We start from the raw sequence: 23,990 nt of genomic DNA, 5'->3' as shown, positions 1-23,990 counted from the left end.
TCACACTTCGCAAGGCACGCGTTCGAAACCACCGAGGTGGCAAGCACCCAAAGCCCCCCACAAACGTCTACGTGGAATCGCTCAATGCTGCCAAATTCATCATGCTAGGTTGCCCCTTACGGGGCAGCATTATTTTGCTAGGTCTCCGCCTCCGAGTCGCTTGATGACGGTTATTATGTGTGCAGCAATACCGTCTGACGCAACACGCACCGTTTCCTCTATGTCGCCTGAATGAGATTGACCTTCGGCAGCATTGTGCTCACTCGCTAAAGTGGCTTTTCGGTGGATAGATAGTGCAAATATACCCAAACCATACTTAAACATTGTTTCGAACACTTGACGCGCAGCCTCATCCTTTTCCTTGACGCGCATGTACCGAAGTGACTTGTTATCTCTATTTATATAAACTACTGTGCTATCGCCTACGGCTACGTATGCACCCGAATTCTCATCAAAACTATGGTTATCCCAATCTGCCTGATCAACCCAATCAAATTTCGGTAAAGCAAGACTGTCAGCAACTTTAGCCTTGGTATCAGTCTTATTTCCGCCTTTTTTGGAATTCGAAACCTCTGCCTCGGTGTAACGTATCAACACACCAAATTTGAGCGGCTCTACATTTCTACCATTGTCCACGAAGCCAAACTCAACTTGGCAGGTATCACCAACCTTCGCTGAGTTGGGAACTTTGATAGTGAATGTCGCAGTTCCATTGCGCACCTTAACACTGTGCGGCATCAAGTCAGGCGTCAACGAACACCATGTTTCACCTGGAGAGTCAATTCTAGAAAGATATTCGTTTTCAGCATCAGTACCACATTCAATTTTTCGCGTTGCATTTATTGGCACTTCTTTAACCAGCAATTTGCCCTCAGGTTTCAAATTTAACGGCACAAGAATTGTTGGAAATTTTTTCCCTTCAAAAATGATTCCACCGCCTGGAACATGCGTAATTTCAGGCAACATTGCACCTAGCCCAAACAGTTCTTTAATATCTGGGTCAGATTTTACAAGCTCTTCCAGAAGTTCCTTGGACTCTTCTGTCTCATCAACATATTCTGTAGCCCTACGCAATCTAATTTCAGCTGCATAAGCACGAAGCTTGTCGTCATTTCGAAGAGCATTGATCACAGTTTCTTCAAGTTGACGAGATTGATTATTATCAACCTTCCTTTCTCTGTCCGGCATGAATATATTAGATAATGCCGTTGTATCCATTCGATCGCAGATTACGTTAATGATTACGTGATTTCGTATATCCCCCAGACCAACTCTTGTATTCAAAAAGCTAGCGCGCTCAACAGCATGCCTTTGTCCATTTACTGTATAAAATACTCGCGCGGGTTGTTTTAGGAGGTAGTCTTTAAGTTTTTTTACACCTGTTGCCACTATCTTAATTACCCCTAAGTCCTCCGTCTTGTCTTCAAGTACCAAATGTTGCCATTCAGTGTCTTTGGCGCCAACGATAACCCCGTCATCGGAACTCTCCTCAGCTTCATTTACGAGGGTTGCATTCATCCCACTAAACGTTCGAGCTGCGATTCCCTCTTTTCGCAAGTCTCCTTTGTTATCGACAGGTTTAGCGTCAAAGTCATAAACACGGACTGGCAGTGCACAGTCGACTAGGCTTACTGTCAATGCATCATACAAACCAATGTCCACGGTATGTGCTGGTGCGCCGACATCATATTCATAAAGTTTAATTATTGTCCCATCAGATACGACTCCGATCGTTGGATGTCCAAGTCCTTGCAAAGTTTCTGATCTGAATCGTGGTATTTGTCCACCCGGGCAAAAATACTCAGCAACTGGCAGAGATTCACCCGCGCGGTGCTTTCGTACCCTAATTAGAGTCCAGCCCCAATAGTTCTGTCCAGGATGCTTTGATATTAATAGTTTGTAATGCCCAAGATTTATATTCGCCGACGTACAGAATCGGAGACTTCCAGTGCTACCCATATTGAATTTACCTTGCACAAATGGAATTCCCTCTTTATTGCGTTCGCTTAAGGACAAGAATGTATTTGGAAAATCATCAGGGAGCTGACCGTCTCCGCGGTCAAGGATCGTGTATGTAGGATATTTGCTATTGATACGACTGGCTCGTTTGACACCAATGATCACGCACTTTTCAGCGAGCTCTGTTCGTTGCTTCGCACCAAGGTTGGCTATTCTTCCTTCCACCACATGGGGAAAGTACCTTTTAACTGCTTCAAACATCGACTGGGGTGCTTCTGCGCTTCGAAAATTCACTAATCCAGCTTCACGAGCCTTACGCTGGAGTATTGCGTCCACAGCGTTGGTAATCAACTCCACCAACGAGCCTACAGCATTTGCCTGCTGGTTGCCAACTGTGTCCCAGTTCTTTTCCCGACCACCGTAGGGCTTCCAATTGCTATCGGCAGAGAACCAATAGTCCAACTCGGTGTCGGAAATGATCGCCTTGATATCGTCGGCTGAATGAGCTGCGAGCATCTGCTCCGCAATTTTTCTTGATAATTTTTCTTCCATACGCGCTCCCTTTTAAGATTAAATTATTGAAGTTTGAATACTTGCACTGCTTTTCCGTCATCGGTAGCGAACTTCGATTTTAGATTTTTCACCTCCATGTCAAGTGCCGAGACGATTTTTTGTACATCTGAGTCTGAATAGGTGTAGTTGTTTCTGTTCGACAAATTCCCGATCAAACGCAAATCCTTGATTGCTCTCGTCACTCTCTTTTCAGCGAGCTCAACAAATTTTTGACGTTTTTCGCTCATTTCATGTCCTTTCAACAAGTTTGAAATGCAATCGTAGCACTGCATTTTGGTTTTGTACAGTACATAGGAGCTTTGTGTAGTCTGTAGACAATGTTTGTAGTCATGGATGCTCAAAATCGTCAGAAAAATTCGCTTTTTCCTTGTTTTCTGGGTGTAATGCTTGCCGCATGTGAAGCTATATGGACGAAGTCGACAGTTGATGTGTGACTGAAACTGGCAGGATTTCAGGCAGTCATTGCCTCGAGGCAAAGCCGAACTTCTGGAATCCAGCAAGTGGAAATAAGACTTCAAGACGAGCCCTAAGGAAAAACTCCTTCCCCAGCACGTCGAATCGACTCCTGTACCCGCCTCATATAGCGGCTGACCGTGATCGTCAGAATCCTCTTCTTGTCGGTCTTTTCGGCATCTGTATCTTTCGCCAATACGCGCTGCTCCAGGGGAACAATCTTCAAGTCGGTTGCAATTTTCCAATGCGGAGTCTTTGGGGAAGATCCCGCTGCTTTGATCACAGCGTCATAAACCAAAAGTCCCTGCGCCAGTGCCGGCACGTTAGGTTGACCGTGGACACGAAACCTAGCCGTGCTCTTCTTCGCCAATTGATGCCCACGTTTGCCCGTGTGATGTGTATCGAGAAGCTGCTTTAGTCGCTGCTCAATCATTTTGCGAGGCAGATTCAATGGAATACTCACGGTCAGGGCTTCTTCGCTGCCTAGCGCTGCCTCGTTCAGTCCAAGCACCCTTATTGAGTCCTCCGCACGAGGGTTCGCAAACAAGTGACCGCCACGACCACCGTCTGACCACCACGCTTTGAAGTCATCACTGCGTACATCCCCGAACTCTTTGTAAGTCGCTTCCAGCTTGCCATGCCCATCATTGGCGCAAGTCTCAAGATAGTCCTGATTGCGCCGCAAGTGCTGCCACCACCAGTAATACACAGACCCCTCCCAAGCAGACTTAGCTTTTGGTTTGTGCTTGGTGCCAAAAGTCGGGTGCTTATATGGGAAGTGCCGGGAGTTGTCAGATTTCTTCATTTTCACCGTTCCAAATGGAACAGATATGCTAACACTTTATATGCAGCAATTATCTAAGCAGTCGGAAAAAAGTGTGAAATCTATAAAATAGGAACTGTTGAGAGATAGAGGAAAAGGTCTTTATAAATCAACAGTTTAACTTAACTTTTTTAGAAATGGAAATTATCATGAATGCACTTGTTACTAGCAATTTAATAGATTTGAATGAACCACCTCGTGCCAACGAAATGGCAGCAAAATTCAATGGTTATGCAAGGAAGACCGCTGAATCAGTCCTGCGTATGGGGAAAGTCGTTTCAGACATGAAGGCAAAGGGGATCAAGTCTGAATTTGAGAAGTTCTGTGAGCTCATTGGCTACAAGTCAGAGTCATCAACGATACGGAAATTTATCCAAATTGGAAGCAAATATGACCAGCTGATTGCGAATGCCGACAAGCTGCCCAACACATGGACTACTGTTTACCATATCGCAACGATGAGCGATGACTCATTCGCGTCGAAGATCGACGAGGGCGTAATTAACCCGTGCCTCGCTGGAACAAACGTTAGGGAAAAGTTGGGTCTATCCTCCCAAAGCAAACCCAAGGCAGTGCTCGCCGATGATGCTGTCATCGACGTTGTTCCAAATGGAACAGTCAACGAATTTAGCTTCAAAGTTCGACTGCCAAATTGCCCTGATGACGCGGTCAGTAAGAAACTCAAACGCATCTTGAAAGAATTGAAGGAGATCAACTTTGAGGTCGAAGAAAGCGAATCGTTGCAGGACATCCTCAACGATACGCCCCAGGCATTGGCAGCATAAGAAGGAGACAAAGATGAAAATGAACGAACTTGATTGGGCACAAAAGTACCGCCCCACTAAATTTGACGACTTAGTATTACCACCAGCGCTGGCAACACGGCTCCGCAAATTGGTATCTGATAAAGGTGGCATGTCACTAATGTTCTACGGCAAGCCAGGTTGTGGAAAAACTACCGTCGCCAAATTAATCAATCCAGACGAAACCTTATTCATTAACTGTACCATGAAGAATTCAATCGAAATGGTGCGGAACTTAGAGCGCACCTGCTCCGCCTTGACCTTCTCGGGCGCGAGACGGGTAGTTGTGCTGGATGAGGCAGACTATTTGTCAAAGGATGCTCAGGCAGCCTTGAGGGGATTGGTGGAAGAGTATTCTTCCAACAACTGCTTCATCATGACCGCCAATGAACCGCAACGGTTGAGTGTTGCTGTTAAGTCCAGATTTCATCTGGTTGCCTTTGACTTCATGGCATCTTCCGAATTCAAACAAGCACTTTTGGATCGGCTGAGGGTAATAGCAACTAGAGAAGATTATCCTGAGGTAGAGGAAGCATTCTTGAAAAGCGTTGTTCGACAGTGTTTTCCTGACATTAGGAGCATGATTAAGACAATGCAATATGAACTGATGAACGAGCCAATATTGGATTGACTTTGCATTCTTCAGTGACCATCAATTTGCCCGCTAGTCGCGGGCTTTTTTTTCCGAATTTTCACGGTTTTACACACGTATAAATAGATGGACATGTCGGGTCTTATCAGGACAGCGACATGCACTTCAATGACGTCTTGATTACGCGGGAAGTTTTCCTGGATGCCCTTTACTGGGTATGACCTTTGTTACATAACCGATAAGGATCAATAATGATTGAATTAATACCAACAGACCTAATAATACCAACTAAAGAAACTTTACTGAACGCAGAGAGTGAATGGATAGAGTCAATGAGAAAGGATTGGACTCCCTTTGCAATAACTGCTGTATTCAAAGCCTCCGGGTCTGTTCCAAGACCGGACTATTGGTTAGATCAGTACAAACACAAAGTGGTTTGGAAGGTGAATAAGCGACTTTGTCGGCATGCTAAGGAATTGATTGTGGTTCATGAATTCGGTTGCTATTACGAATTCGAAGAATCTAGTTTGAAGAAATCATTTGCTGACAAAAGACATCCGCATCATGTTCATGCAATATTACTAATTCCGACAAGCATGACAAATCGTGTGTGGGATGAAGTAGAGCAGAAATTAAGTCCACGGCTTACGAAAGATTTTCAGTCAATTAGTATTGTGTCTTCTGTCCTAATGGAGCCAATCCGGACAGGTGAAACAATCAGTTGGCTTGTTTATAGCGCCAAAGGCAAGGATTTGACCCACATTAAGCGATCCAATAAATAGATGTGAAACAAATCAGATAGGAGAACGACATGGAAATATTCACACCTGAACGGAATCAAGTTGTTGGTTTCCGCGCAACACAAGATTTCACCAATAGATTTGACGAGCTATGCCATCGTCTTGGACACAAAAGGTCATCAGTTGCTCGTTATGCGTTGAATGCTTTCATTCGTTCTAATTGGAACAACGATGAGAATATTGAACGCGTGAAAGAAGAAATGTACTAAACGGAGGAAATAATGAACAATAAAGACGCAATCAAGACTATTGAAAAATCTGGCACAAAAATCAGCAAGGAAAGACTGTTGAATGTTATTAGGCAATCAACAGCAAGAGATTTTTCATATGCCACCGATCCTTCTTCTGGACTCAGTATTATTGTGATTAAGCTAAGCTGACATTCTCAATCTCTACTAATTCAGTTGACTTTTGGTTTCACTTTTGGATCAGTAGATTTTTAACTTACATATATTCTGCATCCAAATATGATCAACGGACGCTGTTATTTCGATGGCGTTTATTTCAAATTTGGAGGTTTCCATGAATGACACAGCAGATAGCAAAGCAGAGACGACTGTAAAATTGCCGAAAGAAAAGTCTACATCAATTGGTCAACTGACATTGGCTGAAGTTGATATAGCGCTGATGGCATGTGAGAAAACCATCAAGACTCACATCGACACGATTAAGGTCAAGCTGAATAATAATGCATCCATCTCGCCTACTGTTTTGCGGGAACTATCGAAGGGTAATAGTCAAAAATCCCGGCTAGTGATGCGACGTATTGCTTTACTCATCGAATCCGGTGATTCGGTAGCAATGGAATTGCTCGACAAACTCTGCAAACTGAAACCAGCCAAAACATCCGCTTAATTGGGTCTGATGATGGCGTTCGATCCAACAACTTTGGCTCAGTTCACCGGAACTGAGCGGTCCTACCGCCTGAGCCGTCGGTGTTTGATCACCGACGGCGCCAAATACCTCGCTGATGAAACTGGTTCTTTCTGGTTGTTTGATGCCGTCGCCAGCTACCTGCTGGAGTTGGGCACAACGGACTGGTTTGTATTGGTTAGGCTTGTTGTCAGTGATTCAGCGGCTTTGCTGACGCTTGAAGATGGCAACGGAAACGTGCGTGCCAGTCAGCAAATCCCCTACACCGACTTTCCGCTACCTGAGCAGGTTTTGTACGCCTGTTGGGATGGGGAGCAGTGGGTGCTGATGCTTCCAGGCGAATATTGAGTTCCATTGATCGGATTTGTTCCGGTTGGACGCAACTGGCAACGCATCTCCGCAATTGCTGACACTTCCCGTTGTACTCTCATCTTCGTCTTCTTGATCAATCCAAAGACTAACTCTGGATAGAACCGCCTCCCGGTCCACGAAGTGGTCCCAAGATCATTCAGGTGGTCCGCTATTTGGCGGCTGTTCAGACCGTCCTGATGGAGCTTCAGGATGCGGTCAATGAGGTTTTGATGGGCAGGGTCAAGGTGGACCAAGGACAATGCCTTGGTCTTGATCTGCAACCTAAAATTGAGGCAGTGTGTGGCGGAACTTTGAAGCCTTGAAATGGTAAAAGCGAGATTACTCCACCGTGACCGACTTGGCCAGGTTACGCGGTTTGTCCACATCCGTCCCGCGCGCGCAGGCGGTGTGGTAGGCCAGCAATTGCAGTGGCACCACATGCAGCATGGGCGAGAGTTCGCCGTAGTGCTCTGGCATGCGGATCACGTGCACACCCTCGCTGCTTTCAATGTGCGAATCGGCATCTGCCAGCACATACAGCACGCCGCCGCGGGCGCGCACTTCGTGCATGTTGCTTTTGAGCTTTTCCAGCAGCGCATCGTTGGGCGCCACGGTGACCACCGGCATGGCACTGGTGACCAGGGCGAGTGGTCCGTGTTTGAGCTCGCCTGCCGGGTAGGCTTCGGCGTGGATGTAGCTGATTTCCTTGAGCTTGAGGGCGCCTTCGAGGGCAATCGGGTAATGCAGGCCACGGCCCAGAAACAGCGCGTTTTCCTTGGCGGCAAAGTCCTGTGACCAGGCGATCACCTGGGGCTCGAGCGCCAGCACGGCCTGCAGGGCGGCCGGTAGGTGGCGCATGGCCTTGATGTGGCGTGCTTCCTCTGACGCGCTGAGCAGGCCGCGTGATTGCGTCAGCGCCAGCACCAACAAGAACAGGCCTGCCAACTGGGCGGTGAAGGCTTTGGTGGAGGCCACGCCGATCTCGACACCGGCGCGGGTGATGTAGGCCAGCTCGCATTCGCGCACCATGGCGCTGGTGGCCACGTTGCAGATGGTCAGCGTGTGTTTCATGCCCAGGCTTTGTGCGTGACGCAGGGCCGCGAGGGTGTCAGCGGTCTCGCCCGACTGGGTGATGGTGACCACCAAGGTGCGCGCATTCGGCACCGAGTCGCGGTAACGGTATTCACTGGCCACTTCGACCTGGGTCGGGATTTTCGCGATGCTTTCCAGCCAGTACTTGGCGGTGCAGCCGCTGTAGTAACTGGTGCCGCAAGCCAGGATCAGCACCGCGTCGATGTCCTTGAAGACCCGCGCTGCGCTGGTGTCGGCGCCGTCAAACAGCTCCGGCATGATGTGGGTGACACCTTCCAGGGTGTCGGCAATGGCGCGTGGCTGCTCGAAAATCTCTTTTTGCATGTAGTGGCGGTACGGCCCCAGCTCGGCTGCGCCACTGTGGGCATGCACCGTTTTGACCGGGCGCTGCGCTGGCGTGAGCGGCTTGAAGGCTTTGTCGACCAGCCAGTATTTGCCCAGCTGAATGTCAGCCACATCACCTTCTTCCAGGTAAACAATCTGGTCGGTGACTCCGGCCAGAGCCATGGCATCGCTGGCCAGGTAGTGCGACTGGCCGTCTGGCCCCACGCCCAGAATCAGCGGCGAGCCGGCTCTGGCGCCAATGAGGCGGTGCGGCTCGTCTTTGCAAAACACCGCAATGGCATAGGCGCCATGTAATGAACCCAGTGCGGCTTTCACGGCCTCGAACAGGTCGCCGTCGTACAGGCTGTCAATCAGATGGGCGATCACCTCGGTGTCAGTCTGACTCTGAAACACGTAACCCTTGGCCTGCAAGGCGGCGCGCAGCTCGTCATGGTTTTCAATGATGCCGTTATGCACAAGAGCAATGTAGCCGGGCCTGCTGGCGGCATCCGGGCCTGGGCCGTGGCTGAAGTGCGGGTGCGCGTTGTGCACGGCGGGCGCGCCATGGGTGGCCCAACGGGTGTGTGCTATGCCAGTGCTTCCCTGCAGATGGGTGCTGTCGATTTGTTCCATCAGCTCCGACACGCGCGCGGTGCTGCGCGCACGCTGCAGGCCATCGGCGTAAACCGCCACACCACAGGAGTCATAACCCCGATATTCCAGCCTGGCCAGACCCTGCACCAGAACGGGGACGATGTTGTGATTGGATACAGCGCCGACAATGCCACACATGGGAACTCCTGAAGTGAAGGCATTGATGCTAAAAGCCACGGCGTGAAATAGGTTGTCTATTTTGTTAATTTACAGAACTTAAATTTCTATAATTGGAAAAAGAAACTATTTATTTCAAAATATAAAACTATTTGAATGAAAACATCGCTATCGCTGCGGCACTTTCTTTTGGCTCTGGCCGTGGTGGCGGTTTGGGGCACCAATTTTGTGGTGATCAAACTGGCGCTGGGGCAGATGCCGCCCTTGCTGTTTGCCACTCTGCGTTTTCTCGTGGTGGTGCTGCCGATGGTGTTTTTTTTGCCGCGCCCGGCCGTGCCCTGGCGCAACCTGGCAGGCTACGGTTTACTGATTGGTGTCGGTCAGTTTGGGTTGCTGTTTGTCGCCATGAATGGTCACATTTCGCCTGGCCTGGCGTCATTGGTGATCCAGACGCAGGTGTTTTTCACCATCGGCCTGGCCATGCTGATGGCGGGTGAATCGCTGCAGCGGGTGCAGTGGATTGCGTTGGCGCTGGGCGCGGCCGGCCTGGGCGTGATCATGGCGCACACTGACGGCAGCACCACGCTGCTGGGCCTGGGGCTGATTCTGCTGGCCGCGCTGTCGTGGGCCGGCGGCAACCTGGTGTCGCGCGCGGCCGGGCGCATCAACAGGGTGGCCTATGTGGTGTGGTCCAGTCTGTTTGCCGTGCCACCGCTTGCCGCCTTGTCGCTTTGGGTGGAGGGCTGGGACGCCTTGGCCGCGGGCTTGCAGCAGGCTGATGCCTTCACCTGGGCCGCGGTGGCGTGGCAGGCCTGGGGCAATTCGCTGTTCGGCTATGCCGCCTGGGGCTGGTTGCTGTCGCGCTACTCGGCGGCCACCATCACGCCCATGGCCTTGCTGGTGCCGCTGTTTGGCATGGGCGGGTCGGCACTGTGGCTTGGGGAGGGCCTGCCGGGCTGGAAACTGCTGGCCGCTGCTTTGGTGATGCTGGGTTTGGCGCTGAACCTGCTGTGGCCGTGGTGGGCACGGCGCTGGCAGCGTCGCTGAATACGGGAGCTTGACATGAGCGCATCTCAACCTGAACTCGATGCCATCGACCTGCAACTGCTGGAACGTCTGCAGACCGATGCGTCGCTGAGCAACCAGGCCATGGCCAAACTGGTGCATGTGTCGCCGCCCACCTGCCTGCGGCGCGTCAAGCGGCTGCACGAGGCGGGGCTGATCGAGCGCGAGATCGCGGTGCTCAGTGTCGATACGCTGGCCAGTGTCATCGGTCATAACCTGTGCGCCGTGGTCGAGATCACGCTGGACCGGCAAGACCAGGCGGCACTGGAAGCTTTTGAAAAAAAAGTCTTGATCGAGGACGCGGTGCAGCAGTGCTACCGAGTCTCGCCGGGTCCGGATTTTTGCCTGGTGGTGCATGCGCGTGACATGCCCGACTACCTGGCGCTGACGCAACGGTTGTTCACCGTCGATGCCAACGTGCGCAACGTCAAGACATTTTTCAGCGTCAAACGCAGCAAATTCGGTGCGCGGGTGCCGTTGCCTGTTTCGGTGTAAAAATCTATTTGCTGGGACGTTTCCATTTCGGGATGCTGATCTGGCGGGCGCGTGCCACCGTCAAGGCCAGCGGTGGTGTGTCCTTGGTCAGTGTCGAGCCGCCACCCACCGTGCCACCGGCACCAACGGTCATGGGCGCAATCAGCACGCAGTTGCTGCCGATGTGGACGTCGGCCTCGATGATGGTGCGGTGCTTGAAGGCGCCGTCGTAGTTGGCGGTGATGGAACCGGCACCAAAGTTGACGCGTTCGCCCACCGTGGCGTCGCCCAGGTAGGCCAGGTGGTTGGCCTTGGCGCCTTTGGCCAGGGTGGCGTTTTTGACTTCGACAAAGTTGCCGATGTGCACCTCGGCCCCCAGCCTGGCACCAGGGCGCAGGCGCGCAAACGGGCCAATCAGGGCACCGGCGCCGACCTCGACCTCGTCCTTGCTGCCCGGTCTGCCGCCTTCGATGTGGGTGAACGGGTGGATCACGGCGCCGGCGGCGATGCTGGCATTGCTGATGACGCAGTTTGCGCCCACGCGCACGCCTTCACCCAATGAAACCTCGCCTTCAAAGACACAATTCACGTCGATCGACACGTCCTGCGCGCAATGCAAACTGCCGCGCACATCCAGGCGTGCCGGGTCGGCCAGGCGCACGCCCTGTTCCATCAACTGCACGGCCAGGCGCTGCTGGTAGGCGCGCTCCAGTTCGGCCAGTTGCACCGGGTTGTTGACCCCTGCCACCTGACAGGCGTCGGTAATCTTGTGAGCCACCACCGGCACGCCATCGGCCACGGCAAATGCCACGATCTGAGTCAGGTAATACTCGCCCTGGGCATTGTGGTTGTCGATCCGCGCCAGCCAGCGCTTGAGCTGGGCCGCTGGCACGGCCATGATGCCGCTATAGACCTCGGTGATGCCGAGTTGCTCAGTCGTGGCGTCTTTTTGCTCGACGATGGCCTGCACCGCAGCGTCCGTGCGCACGATGCGGCCATAGCCCGTGGGGTCGGCAAAATCGATCGTCAGTAGCGCCAGTCGGCTGCCATCGCAGGCGGCAATGAGCTGTTGCAACGTGTCGGCCTGCGTCAACGGCACGTCGCCCGAGAGCACGACCACGATACCGTCGTCGCGCAGCACCGGCACGGTTTGCTGCACCGCATGGCCGGTGCCCAGCTGCGGCTCCTGGCGCACAAAGCCCAGCTCAAACTCGCCGCTGCGATTGGCGTTCAACGCTGCCTCCACTTCATCAGCACCATGCCCGGTGATCACCGTGACCTGGCGCGCCGACAAGGCGGCTGCCGTGTCCACCACATGCTGCACCAGGGCGCGCCCGGCCAGCCGGTGCAAGACCTTGGGCAGCCTGCTTTTCATGCGCGTGCCCTTGCCCGCAGCCATGATGACCACATCGACCGGGGTGGCCTGCGGGTCGTTCGATTTTCCTGACATGCCGTGCCTCGCTGCTCAAAAAGTTGATCTGGTCAGATTATCCCTGTCGCCGCCGCGAGGCGCATGATGTCAAAATGGCGCCAAAGGAAACCAAGTCATGAGCACTGACATCGACACCATGCGCCGCCTGCTGCGCCAGCCCTGCACCATCGCCGTGGTGGGCCTGTCGGCTGATCCGCAGCGCCCCAGCCATGAGGTTGCCCACTACCTGCAGCGGCACGGTTTTCGCATTGTTCCGGTGAATCCGCGCTATGCCGCATCGGGCGAGTCGGTTCTGGGCGAACCATGCTACGCCAGCCTGACAGACATCCCGTTTGGCGTGGACATCGTCGATGTGTTTCGGCGCACCGAAGAGGTGTTGCCCACCGCCCAGGAGGCGGTGCAGATCTGCGCCAAGTGCCTCTGGCAGCAAATTGGCGTGGAAAACCGCGAGGCCGACGCACTGGCGCGCGCAGCCGGTCTGGACTCGGTGATGAACCAGTGCGTCAAGATCGAACATGCGCGCCTGCTTGGCGCGGGGCAGCTTGGCTGAGGATGCCATCATGAGCCCTGTCACAGAACCCCTGGTGTTGTCCGCCCGCGATGCGCGCGGCGCCGTCACCCTGACGCTGAATCGCCCGGCGGCCTTCAATGCGCTGTCCGAAGCTTTGCTGGAGGCCTTTCAGGGCGAGCTGGATCGTATCGCCAGGGACGACACGGTGCGCGTGGTCGTGCTGGCCGCTGCAGGCAAGGCGTTTTGCGCTGGCCATGACCTGAAAGAAATGCGCACCGAGCCGTCGCAGGCCTACTACCAAAACCTGTTTCGACAGTGCGGACGCATGATGATGGCGATCCAGAAGCTGCCGGTGCCGGTGATTGCGCGTGTGCACGGCGTCGCCGCAGCGGCCGGTTGCCAATTGGTCGCCATGTGCGACCTGGCCGTGGCGGCCAGCACCGCCAGATTCGCCGTCAACGGCATCAATCTGGGCCTGTTTTGCGCCACCCCCAGTGTGGCGCTGGCACGCAACATCGGTCGCAAAGCGGCGTTCGAGATGCTGGTCACGGGCGAATTCATCACTGCCGAGCAGGCCCTGAACAAAGGCCTGATCAACCGCATCGCCGAACCGCAGGCGCTGGACGACGAGGTAGAGCGCCTGGTCACCAGCATCGTTGCCAAATCGCGCGTGGCGGTGACTCTGGGCAAGCGCCTGTTTTATCGTCAGCTTGAAAACGGCATCGAGGCAGCCTATGAGGATGCGGCGCAAACCATGGCCTGCAACATGATGGATGAATCCACCTTGGAGGGTGTTCAGGCTTTCATCGAGAAACGCCCGGTGCGGCCTTGAGGTGTGCTGACCCGGCGTCAATGCACCTGGCGGGGCACATCGGAAAACAGATCCGCGATCGGTTGCATCGGGTCGGCCTTGCCGATCAGTCCGACGAAGTGGGCCAGTTCTGCGTCCTGGATAAAACTGGCCGACGACGCGGCGGTGAGCAGCTTGTCGGGGTGCTGTGAGCGCGCCACGGCAAAGCCCTGCACGTAATCGACACCAATCTCGGTCAGCATTTCCACCGTGGCATTGTCCTCGGCCCATTCGGCAATCACCTTCATGCCCAGGTTGTTGGCGAGGCTGACGATGGCTTCGACGATGGCGATGTTGGCCGGATGCTGGTTCATGTTGACTATGAAGCTGCCATCGATCTTCAGCAGTTCTGCCTTGAACTCCTTCAGATAGGAAAACGAGGTGTAGCCCGCGCCGAAGTCATCCAGCGCGACCTTGGCGCCGTAACCCCGCACGGTGTCCACAAAACGGCGGGTGTTGTCCAGATCGTGCAGCGCCACGCTTTCGGTGATTTCAAGGCACAGCTTGTCAATCAGATGCGGGTTTTGCTCCAGCATGGTGTAAATCTCGCTCAGGAATTCTTCGTCGTTGAGTGATGCGCCGCTCAAATTGATGCAGACGAACTTGGTGTGCTTCATTTGCGCCGCATGGGCGTTGAGCCAGGCCAGCGTGGTGGTCAGCACCCAGCGATCAATCATGCCCATGCGGCCACTGGCTTCGCCTGCCTTGATCAGGTGCTCGGTGTTGACCTGCTTGCCCTGCGGGTCGCGCATGCGCAGCAGCACCTCGAAATTGAGCGATGCATGCGGCGCCTTGAGCGACATGATGGGCTGCATCTCAAGGTACAGGCAGTCAGTGGCCGACGGGGTGGCGAGCAGGGCGATCAATTTCAGTTCGGCCTCGTGTTGCTGAAACGCCGCCGCGTGCTTTTCGTACACCACCAGACCGGGGCCGCTGGTGGTTTTGGCTTCGCGACAGGCGCGGTCGGCCGTTGACATGACATCGTTGAACTGCATGCCGGGGCTGACCTCGACCAGCCCGATCGAGCATCGCACGTTGAAGGCATTGTCGCCAACGCGGTAAGGCTCATTGCCCAGCAGGTCGATGAGACCGCGGCAGACCACCGAGGCCAGGGTGATCGGGGTTGCCGGAAAGACAATGATGAACTCATCCCCACCGACACGGCCGAAATGGAATTCGCGTGACAGCATGTCCGACACCCGACCGCACACCTGCTGCAGTACTTCATTGCCGGCGCCATGGCCAAACAGGTCGTTGATGAGCTTGAAGCGGTCAAGGTCAAGGTAGGCCACCGCCAGTGGCTTTCCTTCGGACTGACCCGATATGGCTTGGCTGAGCGCTTTTTCGATACCGCGTCGGTTTAGTATCTTGGTTAGCGGATCGTGGTTGGCGAGGAATTCCAGTTCGGCAGTGGCTCTGGATTTTTCCGTGATGTCCTGCAGCGAGCCCTCGATCTTGTCGCGCGCCAGCGTGGCCTTGACGAGAAAACGCTTGGGAGTCGCAGAGCCTGGGGCTGTTCTGCCATCGATTTCCATTTCGCTCTGGCTTTTGCTGAACACCATTTGATGCAATTGTGTCCAGGCGCCGTCGGCAAAATAGCGCTGCCACCTGTTGCCCTCATTGGTAAGAACATGGGAGCCCAGCATGTCAATCAGGGCAGGATTGGCGCTCAGGAAGCGGCCGCGCTGGTCAAGGGTAAACAGGCCGATGGGCATGGCCTCGAAGGTGTGCGCCAGTTCTGCCTGCACTTGCAGACGCTGTTCATGCTCCTGTCGCATATGCTCGGCAATTGCCAGCGCTGTGAGCAGGCTTGAAGACAAGGCGGCAGTGACGCTGTTGACCGATCCAATCAACCCTTTGATGCCGAGCGCCGCCGCCAGCACCTCATAGAGACTGGCGACCAGAGTAATGCTGATGGCAGTGCCATACAAGATGGCAACTCGCGATTTTGTTTTCCGCAGAATGCGAACCAGCAGAAGAATCAGCATGGCAATGCCGAAGCCGGCAACCAACCAAATCATCGGCAAATAAGAAGCATAGGGCAAGGAAATGGACAACACCAGCAATGGGAAGCAGGTCCATTGCGCTATCCGCACGATGAATTTGTAGCCGACAAGTAATAAATCTTCCCTGAAAAGCGAGGTGAACAGCGTCAGGGTCAATATGTAATACAGGGTCAGAGTCACAGACCTTGCCTGTATCAGCCATTCTTGCGGCACGGTGTTGCCCAGCCATTGCGTGTCCCAGCCAGCAGACAGGGAAGCCATGCGCAAATTTATCACAAGCCAGGCTGCGAACAACACGTACAGCCCGTTGCGGTTGATCAAGGCTGTGATCAGGATAAAGCCCGCCAATATCAAAATGCCGCCGTCCAGAAGCCCCGACTTGCGGTGGAACTCCAGTGCAGACATCTTTAAGTCCGCCGCCTGCCACTGGAGGACTGAAAGACGGGCCGGGCCAATGGCGCTGCTGCGGCACAGCACTTGGGCATCATCATGCAGGACCGGACTCAGTTCAAGCGCAAAACCCGCTTTGATGGTGGAGATGCCACCGGTCGCACCTTGGCGGCTGCCCCTGCCCAGTGGACTCAGCGTGCTGGCATCCCAGCATGCGACGTCCATGGCATGGCGGGATGGAAATTCGACCATCCGAGCTGAAGGTGCAACATCTTTGGGAATTACGAAAGTGAACCAGGCAGGCGTTTCGGAAAGCCGGGTGTCATGGAAGGGGCGCAGGGTTTGCCCACGCAACAGGGCCAACGCTTGTGCCGGTTCAAGGGTGTCAGCGGCCCCTTGGATCACCTGGATGGGCAGTTGGCGTGGTTCAGTGAACGGGTATTGTGTTTTCCAGGCAAAGAGAGCCAACAACGAGAGCAGTCCGATGACCAAGGGCAGCGCGTAGGTCGAAAAGACATACAGCATCTGTTCCAGGAAATGGTTGAACTGATCTGTCCGATTCCGGAAAAACCCGGACGGTTTTGGCATTTTTTTCATGGCTTTGTTATCCAATAACGACCATCAGATCATAAAGCTGACTGAGCGTTTCTGCTCGCCCATGAAAGCAGAGGGGTGAGTCGGGTGTCGCTGAAATGAACCAACGCCCGACCCCGCCAACTCACATGGGAAGCGTTGCACCGTGCGCAGGAAAAGTGGCCAGTGCCTGCAACCCGGCGTAGCCTTGGCGTGGATTACCAAGATCGATGTCCGGATGATGGATGCTGCACATGAAGCCGAGCAAGGGGTGCTTGGCTGCGGCCCAGCGATCCTCAGCCGTTTCGACGTTGAACGACATCACGCGGTGCGGCAGGTTGCCCACGTGGTGAATGGGGATGTAGCCTGCCTCTGGAAAGACATCGTTGAACATGAGGCGGTCATAGGTCCGGTCAACGGGTGCGCGCGCCGTCACCACCATCCATTCGATACCGGTTTGCTGGCAATACTGAAAATAGGCCTTGAACAGCACCGTGGTGACCAGACGCCCACCTTTCTCGTTGGTGACACCCAGTCGGGTGGCCTCTGCCAAGGGGCGTGCCGTGAGCCACTCGGGCAACGCGATCGACTGTTCCAGGCACAGCGGCTTGTACTGGTTGGTCTGGATGCGCATGGTGCCCAGCGGCGAACCGTCCACCTTGGACTCCGCCAGCAGCACCACCACGCCGTTTTCGACATCATCGGTTTCGGCTATTTTGAGTGTTTCCGCAAAGTCCGGCAGATGGCGTGCATAAGCTGCGTGCCGGATTTGAACGGCCTTGCTCAAATCGGCTTCGTTGTGCACCAGTCGGACGGTAAACGGAAGCAGCTCTTCGGGCAGGGTCGGCGCAACGGGCGCGCTCTGACGGGATGGCAGCGTGTTGAAGTTGAAGTTTTTGGCGTCAGTGGCAGTAGCGTGATGAAACATGATGATTTTTCTCGCAAAAAATAAGGTAGAACAAGCCGCATGGACCGAACTGCCCATCCGACAGGGTCGAGTTTACTTTTGCCACATGATTTGGCATACCCCATACCAAAGCGAATTAGTCCACAGTTTCTTGCACTTTGACTGAGCAGCCTTGGAGTCTTTTACGCATGCAAAGCACCGCCTGGTCCTTGCTCAGCAACAAAGCCTGGTGCGAGACGGCCAGATCGATGAACATCTGGTCATCGGGGTCGCGGCAGGTAACCCCGGCCTTGGGTGCGGTGTCGACCAGCATGGCCTGGCCGTCGAACTGGGCCAGCACGTGCGCTACGCTGACCTGGTGAAACAGCATGCGCGGCACGATCTTGGGGTAGCCCAACACCCGCACCAGTTCATCGCGCATGGCCTTGGTGGCGATCCATTCAAGCTGATGGGCGGCCAGCGCCGATTTGAGCGGCCGTGCGCCAGGATCGTCAAAAACAAAGGCGTCGAGCACGATGTTGGTGTCAAGGACAACCCTCACCCCATTTTCCCCGCCACCATGTCAAAGCGGAACAGGCGGCATTCGATGGGGCCGTTCCACATCGGCACACGGCGGGTTTCCTTGAGCCGCATCTTGCCCGGCAGTTTCAGGTCGGGGGTGAGCACCCAGGCGGTCCAGCCAGAATAATTTTTCTTCCAGTGGCTGGCCAACTGGTTGAAGAATTCACCCGCGCCCTCGATTTGCGGCAGTTCACGGGCGCCAAAGCGCGGCACATTGGGCTCGTCTTCAAAGCCGCCCGCATCACCCGCGTGGCGTGCGCCACCTTTGGCGACGCCGCCCACATCGATGCGCTCGCCATAGGGCGGGTTCAGCACCATCACGCCGCCACCCGTGGTGCTGACGTCGATGGGTGGCATGCGCTGCAGGGCATCGCCACCGCGGAACTCGATCACGTCGGCCACGCCGGCGCGCGCCGCGTTGTGCTGCGCAAAGTCCACCATGCGGTGCGCGACATCGCTGCCGAAGATGATGGGTTTTTGCCCGGGTGACCGGATCACCTCGGCCGCCACGGCTTCCTGCCTGATGGCGTCCCACACCTGTTTTTGAAACGGCACATACTTCTCGAAGGCAAAACGGCGGCGGCTGCCGGCGGCAATGTTGCAGGCCATTTGCGCCGCCTCGATGACGATGGTGCCGCTGCCGCAGCACGGGTCGTAGAGCGGTTTCAAATCGTCTTCACCGTCGAACCAGCCGGCGGCGGCCAGCATGGCGGCCGCCAGCGTTTCTTTCAGTGGCGCGTCGCCCTTGTCTTCGCGCCAGCCGCGTTTGAAAAGCGGCTCACCCGAAGTGTCGATGTAGAGCGAGCAGCTATCAGTGGTCAGGTGGGCGTAAATGCGCACGTCGGGCCACTGGGTGTTGACGTCGGGGCGCACGCCATTGGCCACGGCGCGAAAGCGGTCGCACACGGCGTCCTTGATCTTGAGCGCGGCAAAGTTCAAGGACGTGAGCGGGCAATGCTGCGCGGTGATCTCGACCTTGATGGATTCGCGCGGGGTGAACCAGCGCTCCCAGGCCACTTCGGACGCAGCGCGGTACAGGTCTTGTTCATTGCGGTATTCGGTATAACCCAGCAGCACCAGCACGCGCTGGGCCAGGCGGCTGTGCAGGTTCAGCAGCATGGCTTGCGCCAGCGAGGTGCGCACCGCGACGCCGCCGCGCTGCTTGGTGATACAGCCCGGCGGCAAGCCGGTGATGCGCAGCACCTCAGGCGCCAGGAAGTCCTCGACGCCAGCGGCGCAGGGGAGGAAAAGTTGGAGTTGGTTCATAAATTTCTTGGTCTGTCCCGCAAGGTGCGGCATCTAACATCCGACAAAATGTTGAGGACAGAGCTGGTTCGCTTCGCGTAACTGCGGTCTGTCCCGCAAAGTTTCACAATTCTTTCCTTAAACTCGCCGGTGCAATGCGCAGGCCTTCGCGGTATTTGGCCACGGTGCGACGGGCGCATTCAATGCCCTGCTCCTTGAGCATGTCGGACAACTGGTTGTCACTCAGTGGTTTTTTGGGACTTTCGGCGGCGACGAACTGCTTGATCAGCGCGCGCACTGCGGTGCTCGACGCGTTGCCGCCCGACTCGGTGCCCAGACCGGAGCCAAAGAAGTATTTGAGCTCGAAGGTGCCATAGGGTGTCGCCATGTATTTGGCGGTAGTGACGCGGCTGATGGTGGATTCGTGCAGGCCCAATTCATCGGCAATTTCGCGCAGTACCAGCGGGCGCATGGCCAGCTCGCCGTGGATGAAAAAGCTTTTCTGGCGTTCCACAATGGCCGTGCTGACGCGCAGGATGGTGTCGAAGCGCTGCTGGATGTTCTTGATGAACCAGCGCGCTTCCTGCAGGCGCTGCTGCAGGGCGGCAAAGTTGGCGGCGTCGCTGCCACCAGCCTTGTGGCCCTTGAGAGCGTTGGCGTAAATATCGTGCACGCGCAGGCGCGGCATTACGTCAGGGTTCAGTCGCACCTGGAATTTCACCTGGGTGCCCTGTCCAATGGCCACCACCAGCACATCGGGCACCACGATGTTGCGCTCGACATTGACAAAGCGGCGGCCGGGCTTGGGTTCCAGGCGGCCAATCAGGGCGATGGCGGCACGCAACTGCGCATCGCTGGCTTCGCACAAGGGCATCAGGTGCTTGATGTCGCGCCTTGCCAGCAAATCCATCGGTTGGCTGCAAATGCGCAAAGCCACCGCCAGCGTGTCGGCCTCGATGGCCGGGTCGGCTTGCAGCGCTTGCAGTTGCAGGCGCAGGCATTCGGCCAGATCACGCGCCCCTGCACCGGTGGGTTCCAGGCTCTGCAGCAGCCGCAGTGCCACGGTGAAATGGTGCACCAGCTCTTCGATCTGACTGTCGTCATCGCCCGCCAGTCCCCTGGCCAGATCGGTCAGGTCGTCCTCCAGATAGCCTTCGTCATTGAGCGACTCGATCAAAAAATACAGCGCGGCCTGGTCTTCAGCGCCCAGCCGCAGGGTGAGCGCCTGGCGCTGTAGAAAACTCTGCAACGACTCCTGGTTGCGCGCCAGCTCGGTGGCATCCATCTCGTCGCCGCCACCACTGAGGTTGTTGCCATGGGCGCGCGCCTCGCCGCCCCATTCGCCGTCGTCCGGGCTCATACTGACGCTACCGTCACCTTCCCAGCTCGGGCCATCGTCCACGGCGGATGAACTGTCCTCGGCGCTGTTATCGGTGCTGGACTTTGAGCTGTAGTCGTCCGGGGTGCCTGAATAAGAGGCGTACTCGAGTTCACGGTCGTTCGCGCTAACGGCGGTATCGGCCTGCTCCAGGCCATACGACTCGCGCTCGGCTGCCTCCTCGGTGCGTTCCAGAAACGGGTTGTCGTCGAGCATCTGGTCCACTTCGCTACCGAGCTCCAGGGTGGAGAGTTGCAACAGACGGATGGACTGCTGCAACTGTGGTGTCAGCGCCAGATGCTGGGAGGTGCGTAAGGAAAGGCCCTGTTTCATCACATTCTGAAGTGCTCGCCCAGGTACACCCGGCGCACATCGACGTTGTTGATGATTTCGGCCGGTGTTCCTTGCGCCAGCACGCTGCCGTCGTTGATGATGTAGGCGTGATCGCAAATGCCCAGGGTCTCGCGCACGTTGTGGTCGGTGATCAGCACCCCGATGCCCCGGCTTTTCAGGAAGGAGATGATGCGCTGAATCTCAATGACGGCAATCGGATCAATGCCGGCAAAGGGTTCGTCGAGCAAAATAAACCGGGGCTGGGTAGCCAGGGCGCGGGCAATCTCTACGCGCCGGCGCTCACCGCCGGACAGGGCCAGAGCTGACGAGTCGCGCAAATGATCCACCCGCAAGTCCTGCAACAAGCCGGTCAGGCGCTTCTCGATCTCGGCTTTGTTCAGGGCTTTGCCTTGCGCATCCAGCTGCAATTCGAGCACCGCGCGCACGTTGTCCTCGACATTGAGCTTGCGAAAGATGGAGGCCTCTTGCGGCAAATAGCTCAAGCCGAGCCGAGCACGCCGGTGAATCGGCATGTGTTCAATGGACTGGCCGTCGATGGTGATGTCGCCCGCGCTGGCCCGCACCAGGCCCACGATCATGTAAAAAGAGGTGGTTTTGCCGGCGCCGTTGGGGCCCAGCAGCCCCACCACCTCGCCCTTGCGCACGGCCAGTGACACGTCTTTGACGGCCTTGCGACTGCCATAAAACTTTTGCAGGTGATGCGCTTCCAGGCGACTTTCTGGCAGATCGGTGTCTGGCACGGGGGCGGTCATTGCGGGCATGGTCATTACTGCGCAGAGCCGCCCAGTTTGGGGCTGCTGCGCAGTGGCGCACTGCTGGCGGGTGCCGACGCCGGTGCGGACTTGGGCGCCAGCATGGCGCGAACCCGGCCGGCCGGCGCGCCGGGCTGGCCGGTGCTGCCTGTTGATCCCGCAGCCGGGGCGCCGTCCAGGGTGAAGACATTGGTCAAATTGTTGTAAACGATGATGCCGGCATTGAACTCGTCGTTGAGCTTGGCGCCCTGGAAACGCCGCAATTGCGCCTGGCCGGTAAATTTGACGGTGTCCAGGCGGCCATCGTAGTCAATGGTTTCGCCCTCGCCTTCAATGATCTCATCGACGCCTTCGCGCTTTTGCTTGAAAAATGCGCGCTGACCTGGAACGCCTGTGACCACGCCATACTGGTATCCCTGCGAGTCCTGGCGCACCTCCAGTTTGTCGCCGCGGATCAGGATCGTGCCCTTGGTCAGTACCACCTGGCCGGTGAAGGTGCTGACCTGCTTGTTGTCGTCATACCGCAGCGCGTCGGCCTCGACGTTCATGGGTTTGTCCCGATCGGCATTTTCCGCGCAGGCAACCGACACGGACAGTGCCAGCGCACAGGTGACAAACCAGCATTGGAAGGGGATTTTCATAAAGGCATGAATCTTGCGTAAGTGTTTACAAGATTGTAGCGGGCCTCACCCGCTTTCATGCCATCGCAGCCCGATATTGCTCGACTCTGGCCGCAGGATGCCGGGCTTAGCGGCTACGGCGAACTTCGGCTGTCAAAAAGTCAACCACCTGCAAGACCCGGTCCATGCTCCGGGCCAGGGCGCCGTCGGTGTAATAACGTCCCGCGACACCTAGCGCAGGCACGCCTTCGACTTGGTAAGCGGCCTGCAGTTGCCTGGCGCGCGTGGCTTTGGTGGCGGCAGAAAACGAGTTGAATTGTTCAGTGAAGCTGGCTCTGTCAACGCCTTGTTTGACCACCCAGTCGATGATGGCCGCGCTTTGGACCAGATTTTGTTTTTCGCCGTGAATGGCAGCAAAAACGCGCGCGTGAAGCTGTTCGACCAATCCCATGGCTTCGAGCGCGTAATACAAACGTTGCTGTGGTTCTGCGCCACCCGTGAACGCAACCGGCACCCGTTTGAAGACGACATCATTGGGCAGTTTTTTGACCCAGGCTGATAACACCGGGTCGAAGGCGTTGCAATGCGGGCAGTAGTAGCCAAAAAATTCGATGATCTCGATCTTGTCGGCGGGTGTTTCTACCGGGGCCGGTCGGTTCAGGGCCAGGAAATCTGTCCCGGCGCGGGGTAAATTGGCTTGCGCCAGCGCCCGGCCGGATGGCAGGAGGAATGCGGCACTAAGTGCAAGCGCTCCGTAGTTGCCAACAAATGCACGACGTTGCATGGTGAATTCTCTTGAGGATGGAAGAAGCAAACTATGAGCGGCCAACTGCGACAAAGTTCAGCGTTGCACGCGCACCAGGGCGGTTTCGATCCCCGCGCTTTCAAGGCGGGTTTTGGCGGCGTCCGCGTCCTCTCGCTTGTCAAACGGGCCAAGCCGCACGCGGAAAACCGACCGGCCTGACTGCTCGCGTTCGGAGATTTTGGTCTCAATGCCGGCTAATGAGAGCTTGGCGCGCTGCGCCTCGGCATCCTCGTTCGTACGGTAGGCGCCGACCTGGATGAAGTAAGTGAAAGGGTCTGTACTGCCGGCCGCCGTCGATGCGGGGCCGCTCTTGGTGCGCGCCTTGACCAGATCGCCAAGGGGGTCGGCATTGACCGCCGGTTTGTTCTCGATCTTGTTGGCTTCGGGTGCCGGGACCATGGTTTCGGCAGGGCCTGCCGGTTTGGCGGGATTCTTGCCATACAGCGGTGCGTTGGGGTCCCAGTTGCGGTTTTTTTCAAGCTCATTGGCATCCTGATCGGGGTTACGGCTGCCCGCTTTGTTGAAAAACAGGATGGGCACCTTGGTCACATACACGGCCACCGCCAGTGCCAAGCCCAGCCCGACCAATAACCCGAGGATAAATCCCCAAAAGGTGCTGCCGCGTTGTTGTTTCATGAGTTGTCTTTGCTTGT

Annotated in this window: 25 protein-coding genes; 11 read left to right on the top strand and 14 right to left on the bottom strand. The window is 55.9% G+C overall.

Going from position 1 to position 23,990, the window contains the following annotated elements; genetic code table 11:
* Nucleotides 1-129: 129 nt before the first annotated feature.
* The 3 genes from PHF15_RS08280 to PHF15_RS08270 form a co-directional block, all read right to left on the bottom strand.
* Nucleotides 130-2,511, bottom strand: coding sequence for a hypothetical protein (locus PHF15_RS08280; protein WP_300120256.1), 2,382 nt, complete (start codon nucleotides 2,509-2,511; stop codon nucleotides 130-132).
* Between the two features lie 23 nt (nucleotides 2,512-2,534).
* Entirely contained in the window at nucleotides 2,535-2,759 is a 225-nt protein-coding gene (locus PHF15_RS08275) for a hypothetical protein (protein ID WP_300120255.1), read from the bottom strand.
* 299 nt (nucleotides 2,760-3,058) lie between these two features.
* A complete protein-coding gene (locus tag PHF15_RS08270) occupies nucleotides 3,059-3,790 on the bottom strand; it encodes a hypothetical protein (RefSeq protein ID WP_300120254.1) in 732 nt (243 codons plus the stop codon).
* Nucleotides 3,791-3,957: 167 nt separating this feature from the next.
* On the opposite strand from PHF15_RS08270, the gene PHF15_RS08265 reads away from it, so the two are divergent.
* From PHF15_RS08265 to PHF15_RS08235, 7 genes are all read left to right on the top strand, one after another.
* The gene (locus PHF15_RS08265; protein ID WP_300120253.1) at nucleotides 3,958-4,593 is read left to right on the top strand and encodes a hypothetical protein; all 636 of its coding nucleotides are present in this window, start codon (nucleotides 3,958-3,960) and stop codon (nucleotides 4,591-4,593) included.
* A gap of 13 nt (nucleotides 4,594-4,606) precedes the next feature.
* Nucleotides 4,607-5,242 (top strand): AAA family ATPase, encoded by a 636-nt coding sequence (locus PHF15_RS08260; RefSeq protein ID WP_300120252.1) that lies wholly within the window; start codon nucleotides 4,607-4,609, stop codon nucleotides 5,240-5,242.
* Between the two features lie 212 nt (nucleotides 5,243-5,454).
* Nucleotides 5,455-5,985 carry a hypothetical protein gene (locus PHF15_RS08255; protein WP_300120251.1) on the top strand — a complete coding sequence of 177 codons (531 nt, stop codon included), beginning with the start codon at nucleotides 5,455-5,457 and terminating at the stop codon, nucleotides 5,983-5,985.
* Between the two features lie 29 nt (nucleotides 5,986-6,014).
* Entirely contained in the window at nucleotides 6,015-6,212 is a 198-nt protein-coding gene (locus PHF15_RS08250; RefSeq protein WP_300120250.1) for a hypothetical protein, read from the top strand.
* Nucleotides 6,213-6,224: 12 nt separating this feature from the next.
* Nucleotides 6,225-6,383 (top strand): hypothetical protein, encoded by a 159-nt coding sequence (locus PHF15_RS08245; protein ID WP_300120249.1) that lies wholly within the window; start codon nucleotides 6,225-6,227, stop codon nucleotides 6,381-6,383.
* Between the two features lie 142 nt (nucleotides 6,384-6,525).
* Nucleotides 6,526-6,858 (top strand): hypothetical protein, encoded by a 333-nt coding sequence (locus PHF15_RS08240; RefSeq protein WP_300120248.1) that lies wholly within the window; start codon nucleotides 6,526-6,528, stop codon nucleotides 6,856-6,858.
* 9 nt (nucleotides 6,859-6,867) lie between these two features.
* Nucleotides 6,868-7,224 carry a DUF6876 family protein gene (locus PHF15_RS08235; protein WP_300120247.1) on the top strand — a complete coding sequence of 119 codons (357 nt, stop codon included), beginning with the start codon at nucleotides 6,868-6,870 and terminating at the stop codon, nucleotides 7,222-7,224.
* A gap of 342 nt (nucleotides 7,225-7,566) precedes the next feature.
* Here the strand turns inward: PHF15_RS08235 and glmS are convergent, their stop codons facing one another.
* Nucleotides 7,567-9,435, bottom strand: a complete 1,869-nt coding sequence (gene glmS / locus PHF15_RS08230) for a glutamine--fructose-6-phosphate transaminase (isomerizing) (protein ID WP_300120246.1) — start codon at nucleotides 9,433-9,435, stop codon at nucleotides 7,567-7,569.
* 135 nt (nucleotides 9,436-9,570) lie between these two features.
* Between glmS and PHF15_RS08225 the strand changes: the two genes are divergently transcribed.
* Nucleotides 9,571-10,461 (top strand): EamA family transporter, encoded by an 891-nt coding sequence (locus tag PHF15_RS08225; RefSeq protein WP_300120245.1) that lies wholly within the window; start codon nucleotides 9,571-9,573, stop codon nucleotides 10,459-10,461.
* A 15-nt stretch (nucleotides 10,462-10,476) separates the two neighbouring features.
* Nucleotides 10,477-10,974, top strand: a complete 498-nt coding sequence (locus PHF15_RS08220; RefSeq protein WP_300120244.1) for an Lrp/AsnC family transcriptional regulator — start codon at nucleotides 10,477-10,479, stop codon at nucleotides 10,972-10,974.
* Nucleotides 10,975-10,978: 4 nt separating this feature from the next.
* Here the strand turns inward: PHF15_RS08220 and glmU are convergent, their stop codons facing one another.
* Nucleotides 10,979-12,403 (bottom strand): bifunctional UDP-N-acetylglucosamine diphosphorylase/glucosamine-1-phosphate N-acetyltransferase GlmU, encoded by a 1,425-nt coding sequence (gene glmU, locus PHF15_RS08215; RefSeq protein WP_300120243.1) that lies wholly within the window; start codon nucleotides 12,401-12,403, stop codon nucleotides 10,979-10,981.
* Nucleotides 12,404-12,500: 97 nt separating this feature from the next.
* On the opposite strand from glmU, the gene PHF15_RS08210 reads away from it, so the two are divergent.
* Entirely contained in the window at nucleotides 12,501-12,935 is a 435-nt protein-coding gene (locus tag PHF15_RS08210; protein WP_300120242.1) for a CoA-binding protein, read from the top strand.
* Nucleotides 12,936-12,945: 10 nt separating this feature from the next.
* The gene (locus PHF15_RS08205; protein WP_300120240.1) at nucleotides 12,946-13,728 is read left to right on the top strand and encodes an enoyl-CoA hydratase; all 783 of its coding nucleotides are present in this window, start codon (nucleotides 12,946-12,948) and stop codon (nucleotides 13,726-13,728) included.
* Nucleotides 13,729-13,745: 17 nt separating this feature from the next.
* On the opposite strand, the gene PHF15_RS08200 is transcribed toward PHF15_RS08205, so the two are convergent.
* The 9 genes from PHF15_RS08200 to PHF15_RS08160 form a co-directional block, all read right to left on the bottom strand.
* The gene (locus PHF15_RS08200) at nucleotides 13,746-16,739 is read right to left on the bottom strand and encodes an EAL domain-containing protein (protein WP_300120239.1); all 2,994 of its coding nucleotides are present in this window, start codon (nucleotides 16,737-16,739) and stop codon (nucleotides 13,746-13,748) included.
* Nucleotides 16,740-16,860: 121 nt separating this feature from the next.
* Nucleotides 16,861-17,643 (bottom strand): hypothetical protein, encoded by a 783-nt coding sequence (locus PHF15_RS08195; RefSeq protein ID WP_300120237.1) that lies wholly within the window; start codon nucleotides 17,641-17,643, stop codon nucleotides 16,861-16,863.
* A 115-nt stretch (nucleotides 17,644-17,758) separates the two neighbouring features.
* Entirely contained in the window at nucleotides 17,759-18,163 is a 405-nt protein-coding gene (locus tag PHF15_RS08190) for a putative toxin-antitoxin system toxin component, PIN family (RefSeq protein WP_300120236.1), read from the bottom strand.
* Nucleotides 18,160-19,449 carry a class I SAM-dependent RNA methyltransferase gene (locus tag PHF15_RS08185; RefSeq protein WP_300120235.1) on the bottom strand — a complete coding sequence of 430 codons (1,290 nt, stop codon included), beginning with the start codon at nucleotides 19,447-19,449 and terminating at the stop codon, nucleotides 18,160-18,162. The genes PHF15_RS08190 and PHF15_RS08185 overlap by 4 nt, the downstream gene beginning before the upstream one ends.
* A gap of 103 nt (nucleotides 19,450-19,552) precedes the next feature.
* Entirely contained in the window at nucleotides 19,553-21,139 is a 1,587-nt protein-coding gene (rpoN, locus tag PHF15_RS08180) for an RNA polymerase factor sigma-54 (RefSeq protein ID WP_300120234.1), read from the bottom strand.
* The gene (gene lptB / locus PHF15_RS08175; RefSeq protein WP_300120233.1) at nucleotides 21,139-21,921 is read right to left on the bottom strand and encodes an LPS export ABC transporter ATP-binding protein; all 783 of its coding nucleotides are present in this window, start codon (nucleotides 21,919-21,921) and stop codon (nucleotides 21,139-21,141) included. The genes rpoN and lptB overlap by 1 nt, the downstream gene beginning before the upstream one ends.
* Before the next feature lie 5 nt (nucleotides 21,922-21,926).
* Nucleotides 21,927-22,553 carry a lipopolysaccharide transport periplasmic protein LptA gene (lptA, locus tag PHF15_RS08170; RefSeq protein WP_300120232.1) on the bottom strand — a complete coding sequence of 209 codons (627 nt, stop codon included), beginning with the start codon at nucleotides 22,551-22,553 and terminating at the stop codon, nucleotides 21,927-21,929.
* A gap of 106 nt (nucleotides 22,554-22,659) precedes the next feature.
* A complete protein-coding gene (locus PHF15_RS08165; protein ID WP_300120231.1) occupies nucleotides 22,660-23,316 on the bottom strand; it encodes a thiol:disulfide interchange protein DsbA/DsbL in 657 nt (218 codons plus the stop codon).
* Nucleotides 23,317-23,373: 57 nt separating this feature from the next.
* Entirely contained in the window at nucleotides 23,374-23,973 is a 600-nt protein-coding gene (locus PHF15_RS08160) for an SPOR domain-containing protein (protein ID WP_300120230.1), read from the bottom strand.
* Nucleotides 23,974-23,990 lie beyond the last annotated feature (17 nt).

Origin of the sequence: Rhodoferax sp., from assembly GCF_028689295.1 — a bacterium.
Lineage (GTDB): Bacteria > Pseudomonadota > Gammaproteobacteria > Burkholderiales > Burkholderiaceae_C > Rhodoferax.
Note: the sequence above shows the minus strand (reverse complement) of the source record. Positions and strands in the feature narration are given on the sequence as shown.